This window comes from Larkinella sp., assembly GCF_965227735.1.
GTDB lineage: Bacteria > Bacteroidota > Bacteroidia > Cytophagales > Spirosomataceae > Larkinella.
Map to the genome: position 1 here is coordinate 1,707,741 of NZ_OZ245776.1, position 17,457 is coordinate 1,725,197.

Here is a 17,457-nt window from a genome sequence, read left to right on the forward strand (position 1 = left end):
ACCAGAGTCAACTTCAGTATTCGTTATTCGGAGTTCAATATTCAATACTTACCAGCTATTATTTCACATTCGTATCGCGAAGTCCTTCTTCGATGTTTTCGCGAACGTCTTTGGTAGCGTCTTTAAATTCTTTAATGCCTTTGCCAAGGCCCTTCATCAGGTCAGGAATCCGTTTTGCACCGAAGAATAACAGGATCACCAGACCGATCAAAAGCAGTTCCGTTCCGCCGAGTGAGCCTAAAAATGCATAAATTGTGAGTAATGCCATGATAGTATGAGTTATGAGTGTATGCAGAAACTCTTTACAAAAGTAACGATTATTACGAATTTATTGTGTACTAAAAAAACGATTTCACCCAATTTTAATCGACGAAGCGTGGTTGCGCTCCCACTCGGTAAACCGGTTGATATCATCGGATATCGAACTGACCAGCCACAGAATCAGGGCAATGTCGTCGGTCATGCCCAACACCGGCAACACGTCCGGAATAAAGTCGAGTGGCGACACAAAATACACCAGCACCGCGACCATGCGCAGCAGCGTTTTGCCGGAAATGGCCCGGTATTCGCCTTTGGCATACGCCCGCACCATCCGGACCAGAACGTTGATCTGGTCTTTGGCCGCCGAATAACTGGCTCCTACGCCCAGAACGCGGGTTTTGTCCGCCACACGGTGCAACAAATCAAGCATACTCTTTCCGCTTCGGGTATACCGTGACGCCTTTGCGGTGGAGCGCCGGAAGAAAAATGAACTCAGGATGGCCGTTAATAAGCGACGGTTTGCCATAGTTGGATGTGATCTAATGTCCCTGGATAGCTGGACACCCTAATAACACATTTTCTACCCCAATTGTCTTATTCTGTAAAAAAAAGCTTCTATTTACAGCACCAGTGTCCCCCGGCTCCCCTATTTTTGTACCGTTCAAAACAGTTGTCAGTTAATAAACCATTAACTCTATGAAAATTACCGTAGTAGGTGCCGGGGCCGTCGGAGCGACCTGTGCCGATAACATCGCCCGACGTGAATTAGCCGAGGAGGTTGTGCTCCTGGACATCAAAGAGGGTCTTAGCGAAGGCAAAGGTTTAGACATGCTTCAGGCGTCTACGTTGTTGGACTGTGACGTCAAAATCACCGGTTCCTCCAATAATTACGAATTAACTGCCAATTCGGATGTGGTCGTGATTACTTCGGGGATTCCGCGCAAGCCGGGCATGACCCGTGAAGACCTGATTGGTACCAACGCCAACATTGTAAAAGGCGTTACCGAAAATATCTTAAAACACTCTCCAGACGCTATTTTCGTCATCATTTCCAACCCCATGGACACGATGACGTACCTGGCGCTGAAGGCATCCGGACTCCCCAAAAACCGTATAATCGGATTAGGAGGAATTTTGGATTCGGCCCGTTTCAAAACGTATCTGTCGCTGGCACTGAAGTGTTCACCCAACGATTTGCAGGGCGTGGTGATCGGCGGACACGGCGATACGACCATGATTCCGCTGACGCGTCTGGCGACGTACTCGGGCGTTCCGGTTAGCCAGTTCCTGGATGCCGAAACGCTGCAAAAAGTAGCCGCCGATACGATGGTGGGTGGAGCAACGCTGACCAAACTGATCGGTACCTCGGCCTGGTATGCACCCGGTGCCGCCGGTGCGGCCCTGGTCGAAAGCATCGTTCGCGACCAGAAACGCGTCATTCCGTGCTGCGTTCTGCTGGAAGGCGAATACGGCCAGTCGGATATCTGCCTCGGCGTACCGGTGGTCATCGGCCGCAGTGGCTGGGAAAGCATCGTGGATTTCGACCTCAACGAAGACGAGCAGGCGGCATTCAACAAGTCAGCCGACGCCGTTCGGAATATGAACGACATTCTGAAAACGCTGGATTTGTAAAAAAAACCGTTTGCCGATACGAAAAAAGGACACCATAACGGGTGTCCTTTTTTCGTATCGGCAAACGAAAGGTTTATTTAGTATTAAAGGCCTCAGGATTTGATCGTTATCTCCACCGTCCGACCGACAGCATTTCGCGGGCTTTTTCCCCAGGCCCCCAGGTCATAGGCAACATATACTTTATTATCGGTTTTCATCTCCTCAATAGCCATGTAATGCGTAGTCATGACACCGGAGGTCATGCGGACCACGTTAGGCCAGGTTTTCCCATGATCCTGACTGAACGCCAGGTAGTTGCCATTCCAGGAATGGTCCGGGTATTTCCAGCATGCTTTCTGGGGAACGCGAATACCGAATGCCGCCACCAGCAAGCCGCTCCGAAGCTCAATCAGATCAGGGTCCACCACCGCGCCCCGAAGCTCGTCGGGATTGGATTCATCGAGCGGTTTTCCTTTGGAGTCGGTTTTGTTTCGGAGCCAGTCGACCCAGAGTTCCGTCCGGTAAATATCCAGTCCGGCAAAAATCCGCGGCTGGTGCGGGCTCCAGGTGGCCCCATTGTCATCCGAAAACGACTCCCGCAGTTCACGACCGGTCCGCATGAAACAGAGCAGTCGCCCGGCATTGGGTCCCTTGCTGATCCGGGCAATGACGGGTTCATCGAGTCCTTCCGTGCCGATGTCGGGGCCAACGGCGATGGTGGCAACCTGTTTCCAGTGCTTTCCTTGATCGGTTGAGCGCACCAGCAAGACCCGGGTCTTCATCATACTGGCCATGTAGGTCGAGGGCGTCCGGTCTTCTTTGGTCCACCCGTAAAATGTGGTCAGCAGGTCTCCGTTGGGCATTTCCAGAATTCGACGGTGCAGCCGTTGGGCTTCGTGCGGGTGGCCACCGTCGTCTTTGGAAGCGTAAAAATCAGCGCCGGGCAGATCGAACGGAACATCCACCGGCCCCTCCAGCGTCTGCCAGTCGTCCCGGGAAGTATACAATTGCCCCAACCCCTGTCCGTCTTTTTTTCCCGGTACAATGTACGTGTCCAGCGCGACCAGCATGCCGTCCTTCAACTGAATACCGCCCCCTTCCAGATTCACACCGTTTTCACCGGGTTTCAGCGGGATGTTCGTCCAGGTTTTGGCGTCATCACGGGAAATGTACGTTCCCATCGCCCGTTCGTAGTGCATCCGGGGTGAGGGAAACGGTTTTTCCGGCAGTTGCGCCTGAACAATGATCGCGCCGGTTTTGGTCACCAGCATGAACGGCTGTAATCCCTTCGGAACAATCACCTTTTCTTCGCCAAAACTCAGGCGTAACCGGCCGTCGGCTTCCACCATTTCCGGGACATTTTCGCCAGTTCCGTCCAAACCGGCCGGTTCCGTTTCAGCGGCAGAACGTCCCCACTGCTTTGGCGTCAAGGCCGCCAGCAGAGCGGTTTTTTGCAGAAAACTTCTTCGTGATGCGTTTCCGGCAGCGTTTATTTCCATCGTGTTCGTGTTTCTAAAATACCTTCATAGACAAAGTTAGATGCCCCTCTTTCAGCGTTCTACTACTTTTATCTTCATTTGTGATATTATTCTTCTTTTTTGAATCAGGCCTGTTCTGGATAGTTGTTGGGAAGCAGCTCACAAACAATTTTAACATTTCATTAACCTTCTTTTACAGGCTCTTAACAGACGCCAGAATAACAACCTTTAGCTTTGTTGAAGTCTCTAAAAACAAAAATAGAAATGACTAAACTCCTGCACGTATGTGCTTTAATGATGTTTGTTCTTTGCAATCCCTGTAAAGGAAAAGACAAAACTGACCTATCAAAAGACACGATCAAGTCCGAAACCAAAGACACAGTCACTTCCAGGGTGCCTACTAGTATGGTTCGGAATATAAAGCAAGCTAAAAACGGAGACATTTTGATTGCCTCATGGAAGGGTGTTTTTCAATACGATGGAAAATCATTTACCAATATAACAAGTAACATACCTTCGCCCAGCTTCTGGGATGTCCTGGAAGATCGAAAAGGAAATCTTTGGTTCGCTACCAGAGATTCAGGTGTCTATTATTACGATGGTAAATCCTTTCAGCATTTTACAACAAAGGATGGGCTTGCCAGTAATATGGTTTTTTCTATTTATGAAGATAAGGCCGGCGTTATTTGGTTCGGCACGGGAGGTGGAGCAAGCCGTTACGATGGAAAATCTTTTCGAAATATTACAACCGAAGGAGGACTTTCCAATAATGATATTACTACAATCATTGAAGACAAAACAGGGAAATTCTGGTTTGGAACAAGGGGCAATACGCTCGTGTATGATGGAAAAACATTTACCGTTTTAAAAAACAAAGACGGCAAACCTTTTACGAATATTCGTTCTATAATCGAAGATAAAAAAGGCACTATTTGGCTTGGGGGAAATGATGGCCTTTGGCGCTATGATGACAGCACATTTACCAATGTTACCCAGAATTTTGTTGGTTTTGTCTACGAAGATAGCAAAGGAAACATCTGGACTACTGGTGAAGTAAAACCCAATGGGTATTGGGCGCTTTTCCGTTACGATCAAAAGTCCTTGTCTAGTAAAAAGCCAACTGTAACCGAAATAACGTCAAAATATGAAGAAGATAATAAAAACTGCCTTTTTGGGATTTTAGAAGCTAATGATGGAAGTATTTGGGTTGGCGGCTTAGATGGGGTGTATCGTTATGATGGAAATAACTTTAAAAACCTTAAACGTAAAGAGGGTCAAAAGTAATGTGTGTTGCTGACTTTAAAATCATTTATCAATTAGTATTAAACACTATAATTTCTGTACTATTATCCAAAAGCTATCAGTTGCTCATTTAACTTTAATGATTGCCCCTTTGTTCTTCGGTTGCGGTGGATCGGTAAAAGAGGAAAACAAAAATAATGCATCGGCAAGCGCCGTAACTTTGGAACATGTTGCGAGTGAAAAATATAGTATCGATACGACTGAAAGTGTTATAACATGGAAAGGCTCAATGCTATTTGATATAGACGAAGAACACGCAGGGTACATCTATCTATCAAAAGGAGAGTTGATGATTGAAAACGGGCAACTTATGGGTGGTAGAGCTGAAATAGACATGAATTCAATAGAATACAAAGACAAGGCGAGTAAAAACACGCCGGTTAAACACTTAAAATCGCCTGATTATTTTGATGTCGAAAAATTCCCCATTTCTATATCGCAATTACCAACATTGAATCATTGAGGGGTCACACTATCGTTAAAGGTGATCTGACCATTAAAGGTGTTACATACCCGGTTACTTTTCCAGCCAGAATAAAAGTTCAGGACGGAATTGTAAAAGCGAATGGCAAGTTGATCATTGATCGGACAAATTGGGGTATCCGTTACAGATCAGGAAAGTTTTACGATAATTTAGCGGATCAAGCTGTTTCAGATAACATTGAACTCTATATGAAGATCGTAGCAAGAAAATAAACACCTGAATCCTTTTCCGACGCATAAAAAAGAGCGGTCTTCCGAGCCGCTCTCATTTTCATCATGAGTTGCTTAAATGAAGACCTGGTATTGTAACACAAGCTGACCACGCCGTCCCTGCGCGTCAAGCTGGCCGGTGGCCGGTAGCGCGATGTAATACGGGCGGTTTTGATAGTCGAGCGTTAGTTTGGAATTGTGGCCTTTGATCAGCCAGTTCAGGCCGAGGTTGTAAACACCCATGATTTGATTCACCCGGTCGTAGTTGCCAAGCTGGGCCTGTGCGTAGGGCATCAGCGTTCCGTTGCTGCCCAGCAAATCCTGGCGGAATAAATAACCGGTTTGCACGTAAATCACATCACCCGTTCCGAACATCGGAAACGCATTGCCCTGCGTTCCGCCCAGCCCGCCGACCGACTGCGTGGTGCCGCTGGCCGGGTTCATGATCCCGTTGTAGCGCAGGTAATTTTTGCCGTAATCGAGGTTGAAATATCCGAGGTAGGCATTGATGGCGGAGCCTTTCGCGCGGTTGACCGGCATGTCCAGAAAAGCCGCTACGGACCACAGATTCAGGCTCTGGTAAACCGTGTCGGTCGCCGTAGCGCCGGTGTGCCAGACGGCGTTTTTCTGCGAAATAAAACCGGCTTCGAGGTTGAGGATTTTCTTTTTCCCCAAATACGTACCCGTCATGTAGCCCGGCGTCTGGTTGGCCTCTTTGTCGAAAAACTGGTACAACAACAGGCCCTGAAACTGCTTGGTGTGGCCTTTCAGCGCAAAATTGGCGTTGGGTCCCAGCGCCGGGGGAGCCGCCCCGTTGGTCTGAATCGGGAACGGATCGCTGATGGCCACCCGGTAGTCGATCCGACCGACCTGACCCCGGGCGTACAGACTCAGTTTCCGGGCAAACTCATCGGTTTGATCGACCGTCGCCTGGGCAAAAACCGGCACATCCATCGACAGGATCGAACTGACACCGGGCTGTGTGAAGCGCGACAAGCCGTTCACAATGGTCAAACCACCCCCGATTTTCAGGTAATCCCGGTTCTTGAAAACCAGGTATTCCGCCACGGCATCGTGAAAAAACGCCTGTACTTTTCGGTTTGAAACCGTTCCGGTGGTGTTGAAAGCCGGGGATGCATTCAGAAAATTGAAGTTGTTCATCCCAAACTGGAAATACACCAGAACCCGATCGTTGATTTGCCCGAATAACTGAATCCGGGTCCGGCGCAGGCCAATGTCGAATGTCTGGTCTTTGGCATCCCCAACCACCGTCGTGCCGGGGTTGCTCTGGTTGAGCCGCAACCAGGTCTGGTTCAGAAACGTGACTTTGAAAAAATGGGAACCCGACTCGTTCAGGTTGTATTTCAACTCATTTTTTTCCGATACCGGTTTTGGTCGGGCGGTTTTGCCCGAAGCCAGCGAATCGGCGGATGGTTGGGCGAAAATCGAATGACTGCTTACGAAACAAAGAATAGCTAGTATTTTTCTCATCAGGAGGTGGTGTAAGGGATGTGAGAGCTGAGACAAGAGAGAAAAGACGCTTCTCTCTACCTGGTCTTTTCTCTCTTGTCTCGATTCTCTTTTCCAAAAAAAACAAAGACCGAACCCCCAAAAGTAGGCGGTTCGGTCTTTAAATTCTGCTAAAATGTGATTTAATACGGCTAAAACCGCACTAAAATGCGTTTAGCGCACCCACTCGCAGGCGGGTTCGCCCAGCAACGACTCCAGCCACTCCTGACCGGGATCGATGGGTGCTCCATCCGGCGCAGCCAGGACGGAAGGGGCAGGCACCTCCGCCGGATTCTGTTCATACTGCCGAATCAGGTGCGAAATCAATCCGTAAGAAGTGTCGCCTGCCACCGCAGGACCGACCAGCATTTTGATGCGCAACACAGACCGGTGGGCCAGATCCCGCACCGAACCGTCAGCTTCTTTGTTTTGAGCCAACGCGATGAGTTGTTCGGCTACCTTCAGATCGGTCATGCGGTTGATCACACCAATGTACGTTTTGTCGAGCGGTCGTTTGTAAACTGATTTAAGTAGCTGATCAAGAACCTCTTCCAAACCAAGTTGGGCCGGATCGAAGGCCTTCTGGTGAACCAGCCGGGCGCAGCGTTCCGGGTTGAGCATCATCCGCAACGTCATCGCCACGGCCGCTTCGGGTGGAGCCAGCGGATCGAACGTCATGCCCGTCCGGCGTTTGAACACCTCCCGCGAATTGGGGCTGTACCGGAACGGCCTCGGTGGAATGGATTTCAACAGCACCGACGGCACCGTCAACACCTGTGGGCGGAGCGTAGACAACAGAGCATCCAGCGCCCGGCGTTGTTCGCTCGCCGGAACCACCGACAAAACCGGCTGTCCATCGCCCCGCAACGCATTGGTATACGTTTGTCCGCCCAGCACCTTGGCGGTCGCTTCGACCTGGTACCGGTGAAACAGGTACATTGGCACAAAAACCTCTTCCAGCGTTGCCATGGGCGTTCCCGCCGGAATTTTCTTTTCGTTAAAATGATCCAGAGCCACCCGCCGAACCTCCATGGTGCGCTTCAATTCATCGACCGCATTGCCGCCATTGTCCCACAAGTGCGTGGCCGGGTGGGCGCTGCTTTCGGGTCGGGCGTCCTGATCGGTCAGAAATGTCAGCCCTTTGGCGTGCATCTGCTGAACGATTTTGTTCAACTCCTGCTTCTCGTTGGTTCCCGCCGGAAAATCCTGGTAGCCCCAGATGATGCTCCATTTGTCGTAGTCGCCAATGCTCAGCGTGTAGGCATCCGACAGGTCGATGGCCGCGCCTTTTACTTTGGCCACCATCGTCGGATAATCCATCACCGACGCCCGGTTTTGGGTGCTGGCAATGTAGTTGTGGGGCAGTCCCAGCGTATGGCCCACTTCGTGCGCGGCCAGTTGCCGCAGCCGGTTGAGCGACATCTGCATCATTTCGGTTACGTGCGAGGTGTCGGTGTCGAAGTTGCCAACCAGTCCCTGCGCAATCAGGTAGTCCTGCCGAACCCGCAGCGAACCCAGCGTCACTTTTCCCTTGATGATTTCACCCGTCCGCGGATCGATGATGCTCGCACCGTACGACCAGCCGCGCGTGGAGCGATGCACCCACTGAATCAGGTTGTAGCGAATGTCCATCGGGTCGGCATCGGCGGGGAGCAGTTTCACCTGAAACGCATCTTTGTACCCTGCCGCTTCAAACGCCTGATTCCACCAGGCCGTGCCTTCCATCAAGGCCGTGCGAATGGGTTCGGGCGTACCCGGATCGAGGTAATAGACAATGGGCTTAACGGCCTCGCTGACAGCCGCTTTCGGGTCTTTCTTTTCCAGCCGGTGCCGCGAAATATACCGCTTGATGATCGGCTGGCTCACGGGCGTTGCGTAGTCAAAATATTCAATACCGCCGTAGCCGATGCGCGGATCGAACTCCCGGGCTTTGTAACCCGCTTCCGGCAACTGAACGAAGGAATGGTGCTGCCGCATCGTTACGGCGGTTGGTGTCGGCACCACCGAGCGCAGGTAGGCACCGGGGGTGTCGCCGGTCAGCGTGATGGTGACTTCAAATTCTGTATTTTGCGGAAACGATTTGGAATGTGGCAGATACATGGCGCAACGGCTGGCATCGAGCCGGAAATTTCCCTGGCGCGTCTGGCTGATGGCCTGCACTGCTCCTACTGCATCGAGCATCAGAAACGGCGTCAGATCGACCAGCACCCGCCGACCCGTCGGACCGCCTTCCTCTTCGGCCACAATGTCGAACCCCCAATGCACCGATTGCGCAAACGACTCTTCGACCGCCCGGCGTTCGAGGGCGTCGCTGGTGATGGCGCGGTATTGGTAATTCGGTTCGACCATCAGCACTTTGGGGCCGGTGCGCTGAAATTTGACGATGTGTTCCTGACCCAGCCGCCCGCGATCGAGACCGATGTCGTTGGAACCGATGCCCGACGCCAGGGTCGGATAATAGAGAAGTTCGGTATCGAACTTGTCAATCTCCAGCCAGATTTTCCCTTTTTTGGCATCCCAGTAAAACGTCATAAAACCGGCTTGCTTTTCCATGCCTGCCGTATACGACGCAATAGTGGGGGGAGTGCCGGTCGAAGCGGTCTGGGCAACCGCCGAAGTAGTAATCAAAATGGTTAATGCGAGGAGTAGTTTGTTCATAAAGTGCAGGTTCGTATTCTTGCACTAAATATAGAAAAGGGATGGCTCTGAACCCAGAACCACCCTTTTTTTTAACCACTTTATTAAAATACCGGCGGTATTTCGCCTTTTTTACTTCAATTCAAAGGTCACTTTCACCTGCGCCGGAATCCGGATCGTCTGCGGAATATCGAGTAAACCACCGCCATCGTAACTGGCCCGGGCTTCCATCATCATTCCACCAGCAGAATACCTTCTTTGCAAAACCGGGTCGGTTTCCTCCGTATCGCGCACACTCAGCACGGTTCCCAGCGTTCGCCCGGCGGCTTTGGCCAGAATGACCGCTTTTTCGCGGGCCACTTCAACGGCCTTTTCCAGCACCAGATTTTTGCTGGCCTCCTGTTTGGTCGAACGATAACCGGCCTGAAACCGGTTGAAACCGCCGTTGATCAGCGCCAGTTGCAGATCCGGATACCGTTCCGGTTTATTCAACTCAAAAATGACTTGCTGATTGGTGATGACTTCCGGCTTCTGCTGGCCATTCTGGTAGATCGACCCATCATTTTTCTGAACCTGCAGTAAGGTATACCGGATCTCTTTCTCGTCAATCTGGTAATCTTTTAGTAACTTCACTAACCGTTTTTCGGCAGCCTGGTGGGCAACATACGCTTTCCGGGCGTCGACCGGGTCCGAAAATTGCAACGTAACCGTGATGCGAACCTGATCCGCCGGTAATTCCAGTTCAGCGTCGCCCAACACCACAATCCGGTTGACGGGCAGATCCGGCGTCTGCGCAACAGCCGACGAATAAAGACTCAATACGCTCAATACAAAAAAACTAAGTTTCCGCATGGTTATAAAAGATTACTTGTTGTTAACCGTTTTTGAATAAGTGATCATTTCGTTATTTTTGATTGCCCAAAACCATTCACACCTCACACTCGTCTTAAGATTCTCTGGATCAACCTGGTAATGCGTTATTTTATTCTTTTGATATTCCTGGGCCTGATGGGGCTTCACGGTTGCAAGATTCCTTCCGGAAAACCGGATGATCCCGTCGCTCCCGTCACCACCGTGTACAAAATCAAAGCCGGTGGCAATTACGCCGATCACAACGACTTTTCGTATACCGCCAAAACGACCTTGTCGTTCAGCGTCATTTTCGACAGTTCTGCCGTTTATACCAACAAAATCCCCGAAAACCAGCACGACATCAACAAACTGTACGGTTTTTCGGACTGTAATGTTCAACACAACACCTCCAGCGCCCGGTTTGGCTGGAACTGGCGGGACAAAGCCCTCCGGATTTATGCGTATTGCTACCGCAACGGCGAACGCGTTTCAGAAGAACTCGGCACCGCTGAGCTCAACAAGCCTGCGGACTATCAAATCAGCATCGTCGGCGGCAACTATGTCTTCACCTTCAAAGGCAAGGAGACCACCATTGCGCGGGGTTGCAACATTGTGCAAAGCAATCAACGCTACCGGCTCTATCCGTATTTCGGTGGTGACGAACCGGCTCCCCACGACATCATCATTTCGATTACCGAAAAATAATTACCCCAATCCCGGAATTTGCAGCAACCGGTTCGGATCTGGGCAAATCGCCAGGTACCGTTCCCGATCCACCAGCGAGCAAACGCCCGGAAAGTCTCCCGTATGACCCCATAAATCGGTCATCAGTTGGAAGTGCAGGTGCGGAGGCCAGTCGCCATTCTCGGGATACGGGCCAATTTCAGCGACTTTTTCTCCGGCTTTGAAAGGCTTTCTTACCGTTAAGCCCCACAACGACGAACGGCTGAGATGGCCATAAAGCGCAAAAAGCGGTTTTTCGTCCAGCCGGTGTTCAAGAATAATCGTGGGGCCGTAGTCGCCGAAGTGGTTGTTGTCCTGAAAACTGTGTACCACACCGTCGAGCGGGGCAAAAACCGGTGTTCCGGCTTCGGCCCAAAGGTCGATTCCCAGGTGAATGCAGCGGGATGCTTCGGCTTGATTAAAGTGCGGACTGCGCCGGTAGATGACCCGGTGTTCGTTGTAACCGCCCACGCCCACCACGGCACCCTGTCTGCGAAGTTTCCCAAAAACGTAGTCGGTAAAAACCGCCGTATTGGTGAGATCAATGCCGTCAAGTTCCGGATTATTGGCGGTAAAATCCAGAAGCAGGTACGGGTCGGTGCGAAAATCGAAGGGCAGTATCATGGTGCAAAGTTGGTCAGTTTTGTCAATACCCGAACAAGTTTTGGGAGATTCCGGCGTATCCTCTATATTTAATGTCCTGATTCCTGAAAAAACACCCGATTTTCATACTCATACTCACTCATCAACCTAAACCACCGAATGCAAGCCACCGCAACCCCTGTCTCCACCTCCACCAAACATCCTACGGGCCTGTATGTCCTGTTTTTCACCGAAATGTGGGAGCGGTTTAGCTACTACGGTATGCGGGCCATCCTGCTGCTCTTTTTGATCGACAACGTCCGGGGGGGCATGGGCCTCAGTGAAATGGAAGGAGCCGCCATCTATGGCTTGTACACAGCTTCGGGTTACCTCCTTTCGCTGCCCGGTGGCTGGATTGCAGACAACATTCTGGGACAGCGAAAATCCATCTGGTACGGCGGTTTTGTCATCATGTTTGGGCATATTCTGCTGGCCATTCCGGCCGGGAGTGCCTTGTTTTACATCGGTTTAGCCACCGTTGCCATCGGAACGGGTTTGCTAAAACCCAACATCAGTTCCATCGTTGGCGAACTCTATCCCGAAGGTGGTGCCCGGCGCGATGCGGCTTTTTCCATTTTCTACATGGGCATCAACATGGGCTCGTTTCTGGGCATCACCATTGTCGGGTATCTGGGGCAGAAAGTGGGCTGGCATTACGGTTTTGGCGCGGCTGCCGTCGGCATGTTGTTCGGCCTGGTGGTCTTCCGGATTTTCGGCCAGAAATACCTGAGTGATTACGGAAATGTCCCGGCCAAAGCCGAAGCATCTACCGACACAACCAACCAAAACCGCAGTCTGTTTTTTGTAGTGGGCCTCGTTGCCATTCTCGCTATTTTGCAGTTTACGGGCATTCTGGATCTCACCACCGCGCAGGGCCTGGCCAAAGGCGCCGGGGTTATCATTACGCTGACGGCGGTCGGTTATTTTCTGTTCATTCTGCTGGCGGGCGGGCTGACGCTCGTCGAAAAGAAGCGGGTGGGTGTTCTGTTCGTATTCTTCCTGGGTTCTGCCGTCTTCTGGGCGGGTTTTGAGCAACAGGGATCGTCGCTTCAGATTTTCTCAGACCGGTATACGGATTTGAATCTTTTTGGCTGGCAAATGCCCTCAAGCTGGTTCCAGAATTTCAATCCGGCGTTCATTCTCATCTTCTCCCCGGTGCTGGCCGCGCTCTGGATTTACCTGGGAAACCGCAACCAGAACCCGGCGCCCCACCTCAAATTCGCCGTCGCGCTGCTTCTGCTGGGACTGGGGTATATGGTGATGGTGGTGGCTTCCAAAATTGCCTTGACCGGTCAGCTCACTTCCCCGATCTTCCTGACCTTCACCTATTTGTTTCACACGCTGGGTGAGCTTTGCCTGAGTCCGGTGGGGCTGAGTTCGTTCACCAAGTTGGCGCCCAAACGCTACCTCAGTCAGTTGATGGGAATCTGGTTTGTCGGCACCTCGCTGGGCAACCTGATCGCCGGTTTGTTTGCGGGCGGTTTCGACGAAGGGAATGTCCAGCAAATGCCCGAAATGTTCATGAGCGTCGTCTATTTCAGCTTCGGCTTCGCCCTCCTGATCCTGCTCTTCTACAAACCGCTAAAAAGCTGGCTGGGAGGGGTGAAATAAAGAATGATGGATTATGAATGGGCTCACGGATAAATTCATCATTCATAATCCATCATTCCCTTACCCCCCCGCTTTCTTCCCCTTATACCCCTTCCCCGTGAGCCAGGCCAGGACTTTGTCGCGGTGGTCGCCCTGGATCAGGATTTCGCCATCTTTGGCCGAGCCGCCGGAGCCGCATACGGTTTTTAGCTGTTTGGCTACTTCGGTCAGGTCGGCGTCGGTGCCGATGAAATCGCGGACGGCCGTCACGACCTTCCCGCCCCCCTTGCGATCGAGCCAGATTTTCAGGTTCTGCTGTTCCGGTTTCAGCGTTTTCGCTTCGGAAGCACCGGATTGGTACGCAAAATTCGGGTCCGTCGAATAGACGATTCCGAAGCGGGATTTATCGTTGTTACTTTTCTTACTCATCGTTTTTAGTCATTTTAGTTCGATCGCTACGCGACCGATAGAGAGAATATACCTTTATATTCTACAAACATCCGGTCGCTACGCGACCAAAAAGCTACGACGAAACCATTCTATCGAATCACCAGCAAACTCGACGGCACCACCTGCACCGTTGCCGTGTCGGTGTCGAGCAAAACCGGCTCTCCATCAACGTGAATCAACAGCGGCCCCGCTCCTTTCACCACCACCGACCGGGCGGGCCGCACCGTCAGGTAGTTCGACTGATCGAGGGTTTTGTTAAAAAGCCGCCATGCCAGCAGGCCCACTGCGCTGCGGGGGAACGGTTTGAGCAGACAGACATCCAGCAGCCCATCGGCGACGTTGGCCTGGGGGGCAATCCAGGCATTGTTGCCAAACTGCCCGGCGTTGGCCACGGTCAGCGAGAAGAGCGGCTGCGGTTTCCCGTCAATTTCATAAGTCTCCGACTGGTAGTTCCAGAATGCCCGGTAGGAGGTTCGGATGTAGGTGGGCAACCCCCGAATGGGCTGACGGGCAAATTCCCGGGCCACATACGCATCGAAACCTATCCCCGTGGTGCAAAAAAAAGCGTGCTCATTGATTCGCCCGCTGTCGATCACCACCGGGCGACCCTGAATGGCCCGTTGGATGGCTTTTTTCGGATTGAGCGGCAACGCCAGATGCCGTGCCAGCCCGTTTCCCGAACCCACCGGAACGATGCCCAAAGCAGTTTGCGTGTTCAACAGTGCGCAGGCGGTTTCATTCATCGTGCCATCGCCCCCGATGATCACCACCCGGCGGATGCCCTGCCGAATGGCGTCGGTGGCCAGTTCAGTGGCGTGTCCGGGATGCGTCGTAAAGCGTGCTTCGGGTGTAAAACCAGCGTCGACGGCTATTTTCAACAGAAAATCAATCCATTGCTGCTTTTTTTGTACCGAAGCCGTCCCCGACAGGGGATTGACAATCGCCAGCAAAGTTGGTTGCGCCACGGTCAGGAGAAGAAAATAAACAGAATCAGGATAAACACAATGATAAAAATGTAATACCAGCCATCGGAAAAGATATAGGGCTTATATTCCTCGTAAAATTTGCGAATTTTATTCATTAGTATTGGGAAGCAATTACACCTCTTCAAAGTACGGGATAAAATGAAAAAACTATTCGGCTTCTTTCTTTTTTTGTTCATCATCACCGGTTCCCAGGCCCAGACGCCCGCCGACCGCAAAGCGATTCTGGCCATTCTGGATCGCCAAACCGCCGACTGGAATGCCGGCAATACCACGGCTTTCATGAACGGCTACTGGAAGTCGGACTCGCTGACGTTTATCGGCAAAGTGGGCGTTACGTACGGTTATGAGGCAACGCTGAGTAATTACAAACGCCGGTATCCGGACCGGGCGGCCATGGGAACGCTGAAGTTTACCATCCTGAAACTGGAGTTTCAGGCCAGCAATGTAGCGTATGTGATCGGAAAATTTCACCTGACCCGCCCGAAAGTCGGCGATGCGGAAGGACATTTTACGTTACTTTGGCGAAAAATTAACGGACAATGGGTGATCGTCAGCGACCACTCCAGCTAATCACGTTTACGTTTTTATGACTTCTTTTGAATTAAACGCCGTTCACCGGCATGCCTTCCGCTTTTCACAAACCGACGTCGAAGCGTTTGCGCGCGTTACAGGCGACGACAATCCGTTGCACCTCGACGCGGAGTTTGCCAGCCAGACGCCCTTCAAACGGCCCATTATTCACGGCATGTTGGGTGCCAGCGTGTTCACCAAAATTCTGGGAACGCAATTTCCCGGACACGGTTCGGTGTATTTGAAACAAACGCTGGACTTTCTGCGGCCCATGTTTGTCGATACAGACTATGAAGCGGTTTTTACGGTGGTTTCCACCAATCCGGACAAACACATCGCGGAAGTATCGACCGAAATCAAGGATGCCCAAACCGGTAAGCTAACGACGCGTGGCGTGGCGACCTTGATGTATAAGAAGTCCTGAACGCCGGATTCATTATCCTCCAAAAACCAAACAAGCCCGACGAATCGCCGGGCTTGTTCGGTTGGGAGTAAGTTGCTGTTTACTCTTTTGCATTTTTCTGACCTTGCACTTCAGAGCGAATCTCCTGAGCCAGTGTCTTCAAATCCTGCATGCCTTTCCGTACGCGGGTACCGGCAGCCTGATTGCCTTTTTCGTAGAATTTCTCGAAATCGCCTTCCAAAGACATGACCAGATTTTTTATTTCATCGAAACGTGCCATAACAGTTCGTATGGGGGGTTAAAAAGTTGTGAAAAATGCCCTAAAACGCTCAAAAACCGCGTTTTTGACGAAATATACGCATTCTATGATTCAGCGCAAGAAAACCGTCAAAAAAAACGTTGGAAAAATCCAAATAAAGCACGTTTCCTTACTAAACGGTCATTCTGCCACCGTTTTTGCAACTTCTGAGGGCACCAGAGCAGAATCAATCAAGACCTGGTGGGCATTTTCACGATAAAATCCGCGGTTCAGCTTTTCAGACACTGCACTGAAGGCTTTCAGCGTGTAGTCAACATCTTCGAGCGAGTGAGCGGCCGTTGGGATGATCCGCAACATGATGACACCTTTCGGAACCACCGGGTAAACGACAATGGAACAGAAGACGCCCATGTTTTCGCGCAGGTCGCGAACCAGCACCCCCGCTTCCTGAACACCGCCTTCGCTGTGGAGGAAAACCGGTGTCACCGGCGAGGTCGTATCCCCGATGTTGAGCCCGCGCGCCCGCAAACCGTCCTGCATTGCCCGCACGTTCTCCCACAGTTTTTCGCGGAGTTCCGGTTGGGTTTTGATGAGTTCGAGCCGCTTCATGGCCCCAACGACGTAAGGCATCGGCAAGGCTTTGGCATACGTTTGTGAACGCATGTTATATTTCAGGTACATAATAATGTCGTGGTCACCGGCAATGAACGCGCCAATGGCCGCCATCGACTTGGCGAAGGTCGAGAAATACAGGTCGATGCCATCCTGACACCCCTGCAATTCGCCCACACCGGCACCCGTCGCCCCCATGGTTCCGAAACCGTGGGCGTCGTCGACCAGCAATTTAAAATCATATTTCTCCTTCAAAGCCACGATCTCTTTCAAAAGGCCGACTTTGCCCGACATGCCGAAAACGCCTTCGGTAATCACCAGAATACCGCCCCCTTTTTCAGCGGCTTTTTTGGTGGCCCGTTGCAGGTTTTTCTCCAGGCTATCGATATCGTTGTGGTTGAATTTGTAGTATTCGCCCATCTTGGCTTTGTGTAACCGAATACCGTCGATCAGACACGCATGACATTCGGCGTCATAGACGATCACATCCCGGTAATCGACCACGGCTTCGATGGCCGACATCACCCCCTGGTAGCCATAATTGAGCAGAAAAGAGTCTTCCTTGCCCACAAACTCCGCCAACTGTTTCTCCAGTTCTTCGTGCAGATCCGAATTACCCGACATCATCCGGGCGCCCATCGGGTACGCAAGACCCCAATCCTTAGCCGCTTCCGCATCGATTTTCCGGACTTCGGGATGGTTGGCCAGCCCCAGATAATTATTCAAACTCCAATTGAGCATCTTCCTCCCCCGAAACATCATGTGCGGCCCTAACTCGCCTTCCAGCTTGGGAAATGCAAAATAATGGTGCGCGTTATACTCCCGCGATGACGAACCGATGGGTCCGAGGTTGGTGCGTAATTTCTCAAATAAATCCAC

17 protein-coding genes and 1 pseudogene are annotated in these 17,457 nt (G+C 51.5%); 7 read left to right on the top strand and 11 right to left on the bottom strand.

All coding sequences use genetic code 11. The annotated features are described in order from the left end of the window. Window positions 1–58: 58 nt before the first annotated feature. Complete coding sequence (locus ACO064_RS06545) at window positions 59–268, bottom strand: Sec-independent protein translocase subunit TatA/TatB (RefSeq protein ID WP_114408458.1); 210 nt, start codon at window positions 266–268, stop codon at window positions 59–61. A gap of 84 nt (window positions 269–352) precedes the next feature. Then, a complete protein-coding gene (locus ACO064_RS06550) occupies window positions 353–787 on the bottom strand; it encodes a YkvA family protein (RefSeq protein ID WP_421826591.1) in 435 nt (144 codons plus the stop codon). A 170-nt stretch (window positions 788–957) separates the two neighbouring features. Here ACO064_RS06550 and mdh point away from each other — a divergent pair, with 170 nt between their 5' ends. Further along, window positions 958–1,893, top strand: coding sequence for a malate dehydrogenase (mdh, locus tag ACO064_RS06555; RefSeq protein WP_421826592.1), 936 nt, complete (start codon window positions 958–960; stop codon window positions 1,891–1,893). Window positions 1,894–1,985: 92 nt separating this feature from the next. Here mdh and ACO064_RS06560 read toward each other — a convergent pair whose 3' ends face one another. Continuing rightward, window positions 1,986–3,371 carry a sialidase family protein gene (locus tag ACO064_RS06560; RefSeq protein ID WP_421826593.1) on the bottom strand — a complete coding sequence of 462 codons (1,386 nt, stop codon included), beginning with the start codon at window positions 3,369–3,371 and terminating at the stop codon, window positions 1,986–1,988. 243 nt (window positions 3,372–3,614) lie between these two features. Between ACO064_RS06560 and ACO064_RS06565 the strand changes: the two genes are divergently transcribed. Together ACO064_RS06565 and ACO064_RS06570 are read left to right on the top strand one after the other, a co-directional pair. Continuing rightward, window positions 3,615–4,634: a ligand-binding sensor domain-containing protein gene (locus tag ACO064_RS06565; protein WP_421826594.1), complete on the top strand. Its 1,020-nt coding sequence runs from the start codon at window positions 3,615–3,617 to the stop codon at window positions 4,632–4,634. A gap of 247 nt (window positions 4,635–4,881) precedes the next feature. Then, a pseudogene (locus ACO064_RS06570) lies at window positions 4,882–5,348 on the top strand (YceI family protein). Between the two features lie 72 nt (window positions 5,349–5,420). On the opposite strand, the gene ACO064_RS06575 reads toward ACO064_RS06570, so the two are convergent. From ACO064_RS06575 to ACO064_RS06585, 3 genes are all read right to left on the bottom strand, one after another. Next, a complete protein-coding gene (locus ACO064_RS06575) occupies window positions 5,421–6,836 on the bottom strand; it encodes a hypothetical protein (protein ID WP_421826595.1) in 1,416 nt (471 codons plus the stop codon). Between the two features lie 192 nt (window positions 6,837–7,028). Next, the gene (locus ACO064_RS06580; RefSeq protein ID WP_421826596.1) at window positions 7,029–9,512 is read right to left on the bottom strand and encodes a zinc-dependent metalloprotease; all 2,484 of its coding nucleotides are present in this window, start codon (window positions 9,510–9,512) and stop codon (window positions 7,029–7,031) included. A 111-nt stretch (window positions 9,513–9,623) separates the two neighbouring features. Continuing rightward, window positions 9,624–10,343 carry an SIMPL domain-containing protein gene (locus ACO064_RS06585; RefSeq protein WP_421826597.1) on the bottom strand — a complete coding sequence of 240 codons (720 nt, stop codon included), beginning with the start codon at window positions 10,341–10,343 and terminating at the stop codon, window positions 9,624–9,626. A 120-nt stretch (window positions 10,344–10,463) separates the two neighbouring features. On the opposite strand from ACO064_RS06585, the gene ACO064_RS06590 reads away from it, so the two are divergent. Further along, window positions 10,464–11,048, top strand: a complete 585-nt coding sequence (locus ACO064_RS06590; protein ID WP_421826598.1) for a hypothetical protein — start codon at window positions 10,464–10,466, stop codon at window positions 11,046–11,048. On the opposite strand, the gene ACO064_RS06595 is transcribed toward ACO064_RS06590, so the two are convergent. Continuing rightward, window positions 11,049–11,690: a peptidoglycan DD-metalloendopeptidase family protein gene (locus ACO064_RS06595; protein WP_421826599.1), complete on the bottom strand. Its 642-nt coding sequence runs from the start codon at window positions 11,688–11,690 to the stop codon at window positions 11,049–11,051. 138 nt (window positions 11,691–11,828) lie between these two features. Between ACO064_RS06595 and ACO064_RS06600 the strand changes: the two genes are divergently transcribed. Continuing rightward, window positions 11,829–13,319, top strand: a complete 1,491-nt coding sequence (locus ACO064_RS06600; RefSeq protein ID WP_421826600.1) for a peptide MFS transporter — start codon at window positions 11,829–11,831, stop codon at window positions 13,317–13,319. A gap of 60 nt (window positions 13,320–13,379) precedes the next feature. On the opposite strand, the gene ACO064_RS06605 is transcribed toward ACO064_RS06600, so the two are convergent. Further along, on the bottom strand, window positions 13,380–13,727 hold the full coding sequence (locus tag ACO064_RS06605) for a translation initiation factor (RefSeq protein ID WP_421826601.1): 348 nt from the start codon (window positions 13,725–13,727) through the stop codon (window positions 13,380–13,382). A gap of 110 nt (window positions 13,728–13,837) precedes the next feature. Beyond that, a complete protein-coding gene (locus ACO064_RS06610) occupies window positions 13,838–14,713 on the bottom strand; it encodes a diacylglycerol/lipid kinase family protein (RefSeq protein WP_421826602.1) in 876 nt (291 codons plus the stop codon). 159 nt (window positions 14,714–14,872) lie between these two features. Here ACO064_RS06610 and ACO064_RS06615 point away from each other — a divergent pair, with 159 nt between their 5' ends. Both ACO064_RS06615 and ACO064_RS06620 read left to right on the top strand, forming a co-directional pair. After that, a complete protein-coding gene (locus tag ACO064_RS06615; protein WP_421826603.1) occupies window positions 14,873–15,304 on the top strand; it encodes a YybH family protein in 432 nt (143 codons plus the stop codon). A gap of 16 nt (window positions 15,305–15,320) precedes the next feature. Further along, complete coding sequence (locus tag ACO064_RS06620) at window positions 15,321–15,728, top strand: MaoC family dehydratase (protein ID WP_421826604.1); 408 nt, start codon at window positions 15,321–15,323, stop codon at window positions 15,726–15,728. A gap of 79 nt (window positions 15,729–15,807) precedes the next feature. On the opposite strand, the gene ACO064_RS06625 is transcribed toward ACO064_RS06620, so the two are convergent. Both ACO064_RS06625 and ACO064_RS06630 read right to left on the bottom strand, forming a co-directional pair. Further along, the gene (locus tag ACO064_RS06625) at window positions 15,808–15,987 is read right to left on the bottom strand and encodes a histone H1 (protein WP_114408473.1); all 180 of its coding nucleotides are present in this window, start codon (window positions 15,985–15,987) and stop codon (window positions 15,808–15,810) included. 159 nt (window positions 15,988–16,146) lie between these two features. Next, window positions 16,147–17,457: an aminotransferase class I/II-fold pyridoxal phosphate-dependent enzyme gene (locus ACO064_RS06630; RefSeq protein WP_421826605.1), complete on the bottom strand. Its 1,311-nt coding sequence runs from the start codon at window positions 17,455–17,457 to the stop codon at window positions 16,147–16,149.

Bases quoted from the DNA above. Each gene is read 5' to 3' on its own strand.
- ACO064_RS06545 (WP_114408458.1), bottom strand. From the start codon at position 268: ATGGCATTACTCACAATTTATGCATTTTTAGGCTCACTCGGCGGAACG.
- ACO064_RS06550 (WP_421826591.1), bottom strand. From the start codon at position 787: ATGGCAAACCGTCGCTTATTAACGGCCATCCTGAGTTCATTTTTCTTC.
- mdh (WP_421826592.1), top strand. From the start codon at position 958: ATGAAAATTACCGTAGTAGGTGCCGGGGCCGTCGGAGCGACCTGTGCC.
- ACO064_RS06560 (WP_421826593.1), bottom strand. From the start codon at position 3,371: ATGGAAATAAACGCTGCCGGAAACGCATCACGAAGAAGTTTTCTGCAA.
- ACO064_RS06565 (WP_421826594.1), top strand. From the start codon at position 3,615: ATGACTAAACTCCTGCACGTATGTGCTTTAATGATGTTTGTTCTTTGC.
- ACO064_RS06575 (WP_421826595.1), bottom strand. From the start codon at position 6,836: ATGAGAAAAATACTAGCTATTCTTTGTTTCGTAAGCAGTCATTCGATT.
- ACO064_RS06580 (WP_421826596.1), bottom strand. From the start codon at position 9,512: ATGAACAAACTACTCCTCGCATTAACCATTTTGATTACTACTTCGGCG.
- ACO064_RS06585 (WP_421826597.1), bottom strand. From the start codon at position 10,343: ATGCGGAAACTTAGTTTTTTTGTATTGAGCGTATTGAGTCTTTATTCG.
- ACO064_RS06590 (WP_421826598.1), top strand. From the start codon at position 10,464: ATGCGTTATTTTATTCTTTTGATATTCCTGGGCCTGATGGGGCTTCAC.
- ACO064_RS06595 (WP_421826599.1), bottom strand. From the start codon at position 11,690: ATGATACTGCCCTTCGATTTTCGCACCGACCCGTACCTGCTTCTGGAT.
- ACO064_RS06600 (WP_421826600.1), top strand. From the start codon at position 11,829: ATGCAAGCCACCGCAACCCCTGTCTCCACCTCCACCAAACATCCTACG.
- ACO064_RS06605 (WP_421826601.1), bottom strand. From the start codon at position 13,727: ATGAGTAAGAAAAGTAACAACGATAAATCCCGCTTCGGAATCGTCTAT.
- ACO064_RS06615 (WP_421826603.1), top strand. From the start codon at position 14,873: ATGAAAAAACTATTCGGCTTCTTTCTTTTTTTGTTCATCATCACCGGT.
- ACO064_RS06620 (WP_421826604.1), top strand. From the start codon at position 15,321: ATGACTTCTTTTGAATTAAACGCCGTTCACCGGCATGCCTTCCGCTTT.
- ACO064_RS06625 (WP_114408473.1), bottom strand. From the start codon at position 15,987: ATGGCACGTTTCGATGAAATAAAAAATCTGGTCATGTCTTTGGAAGGC.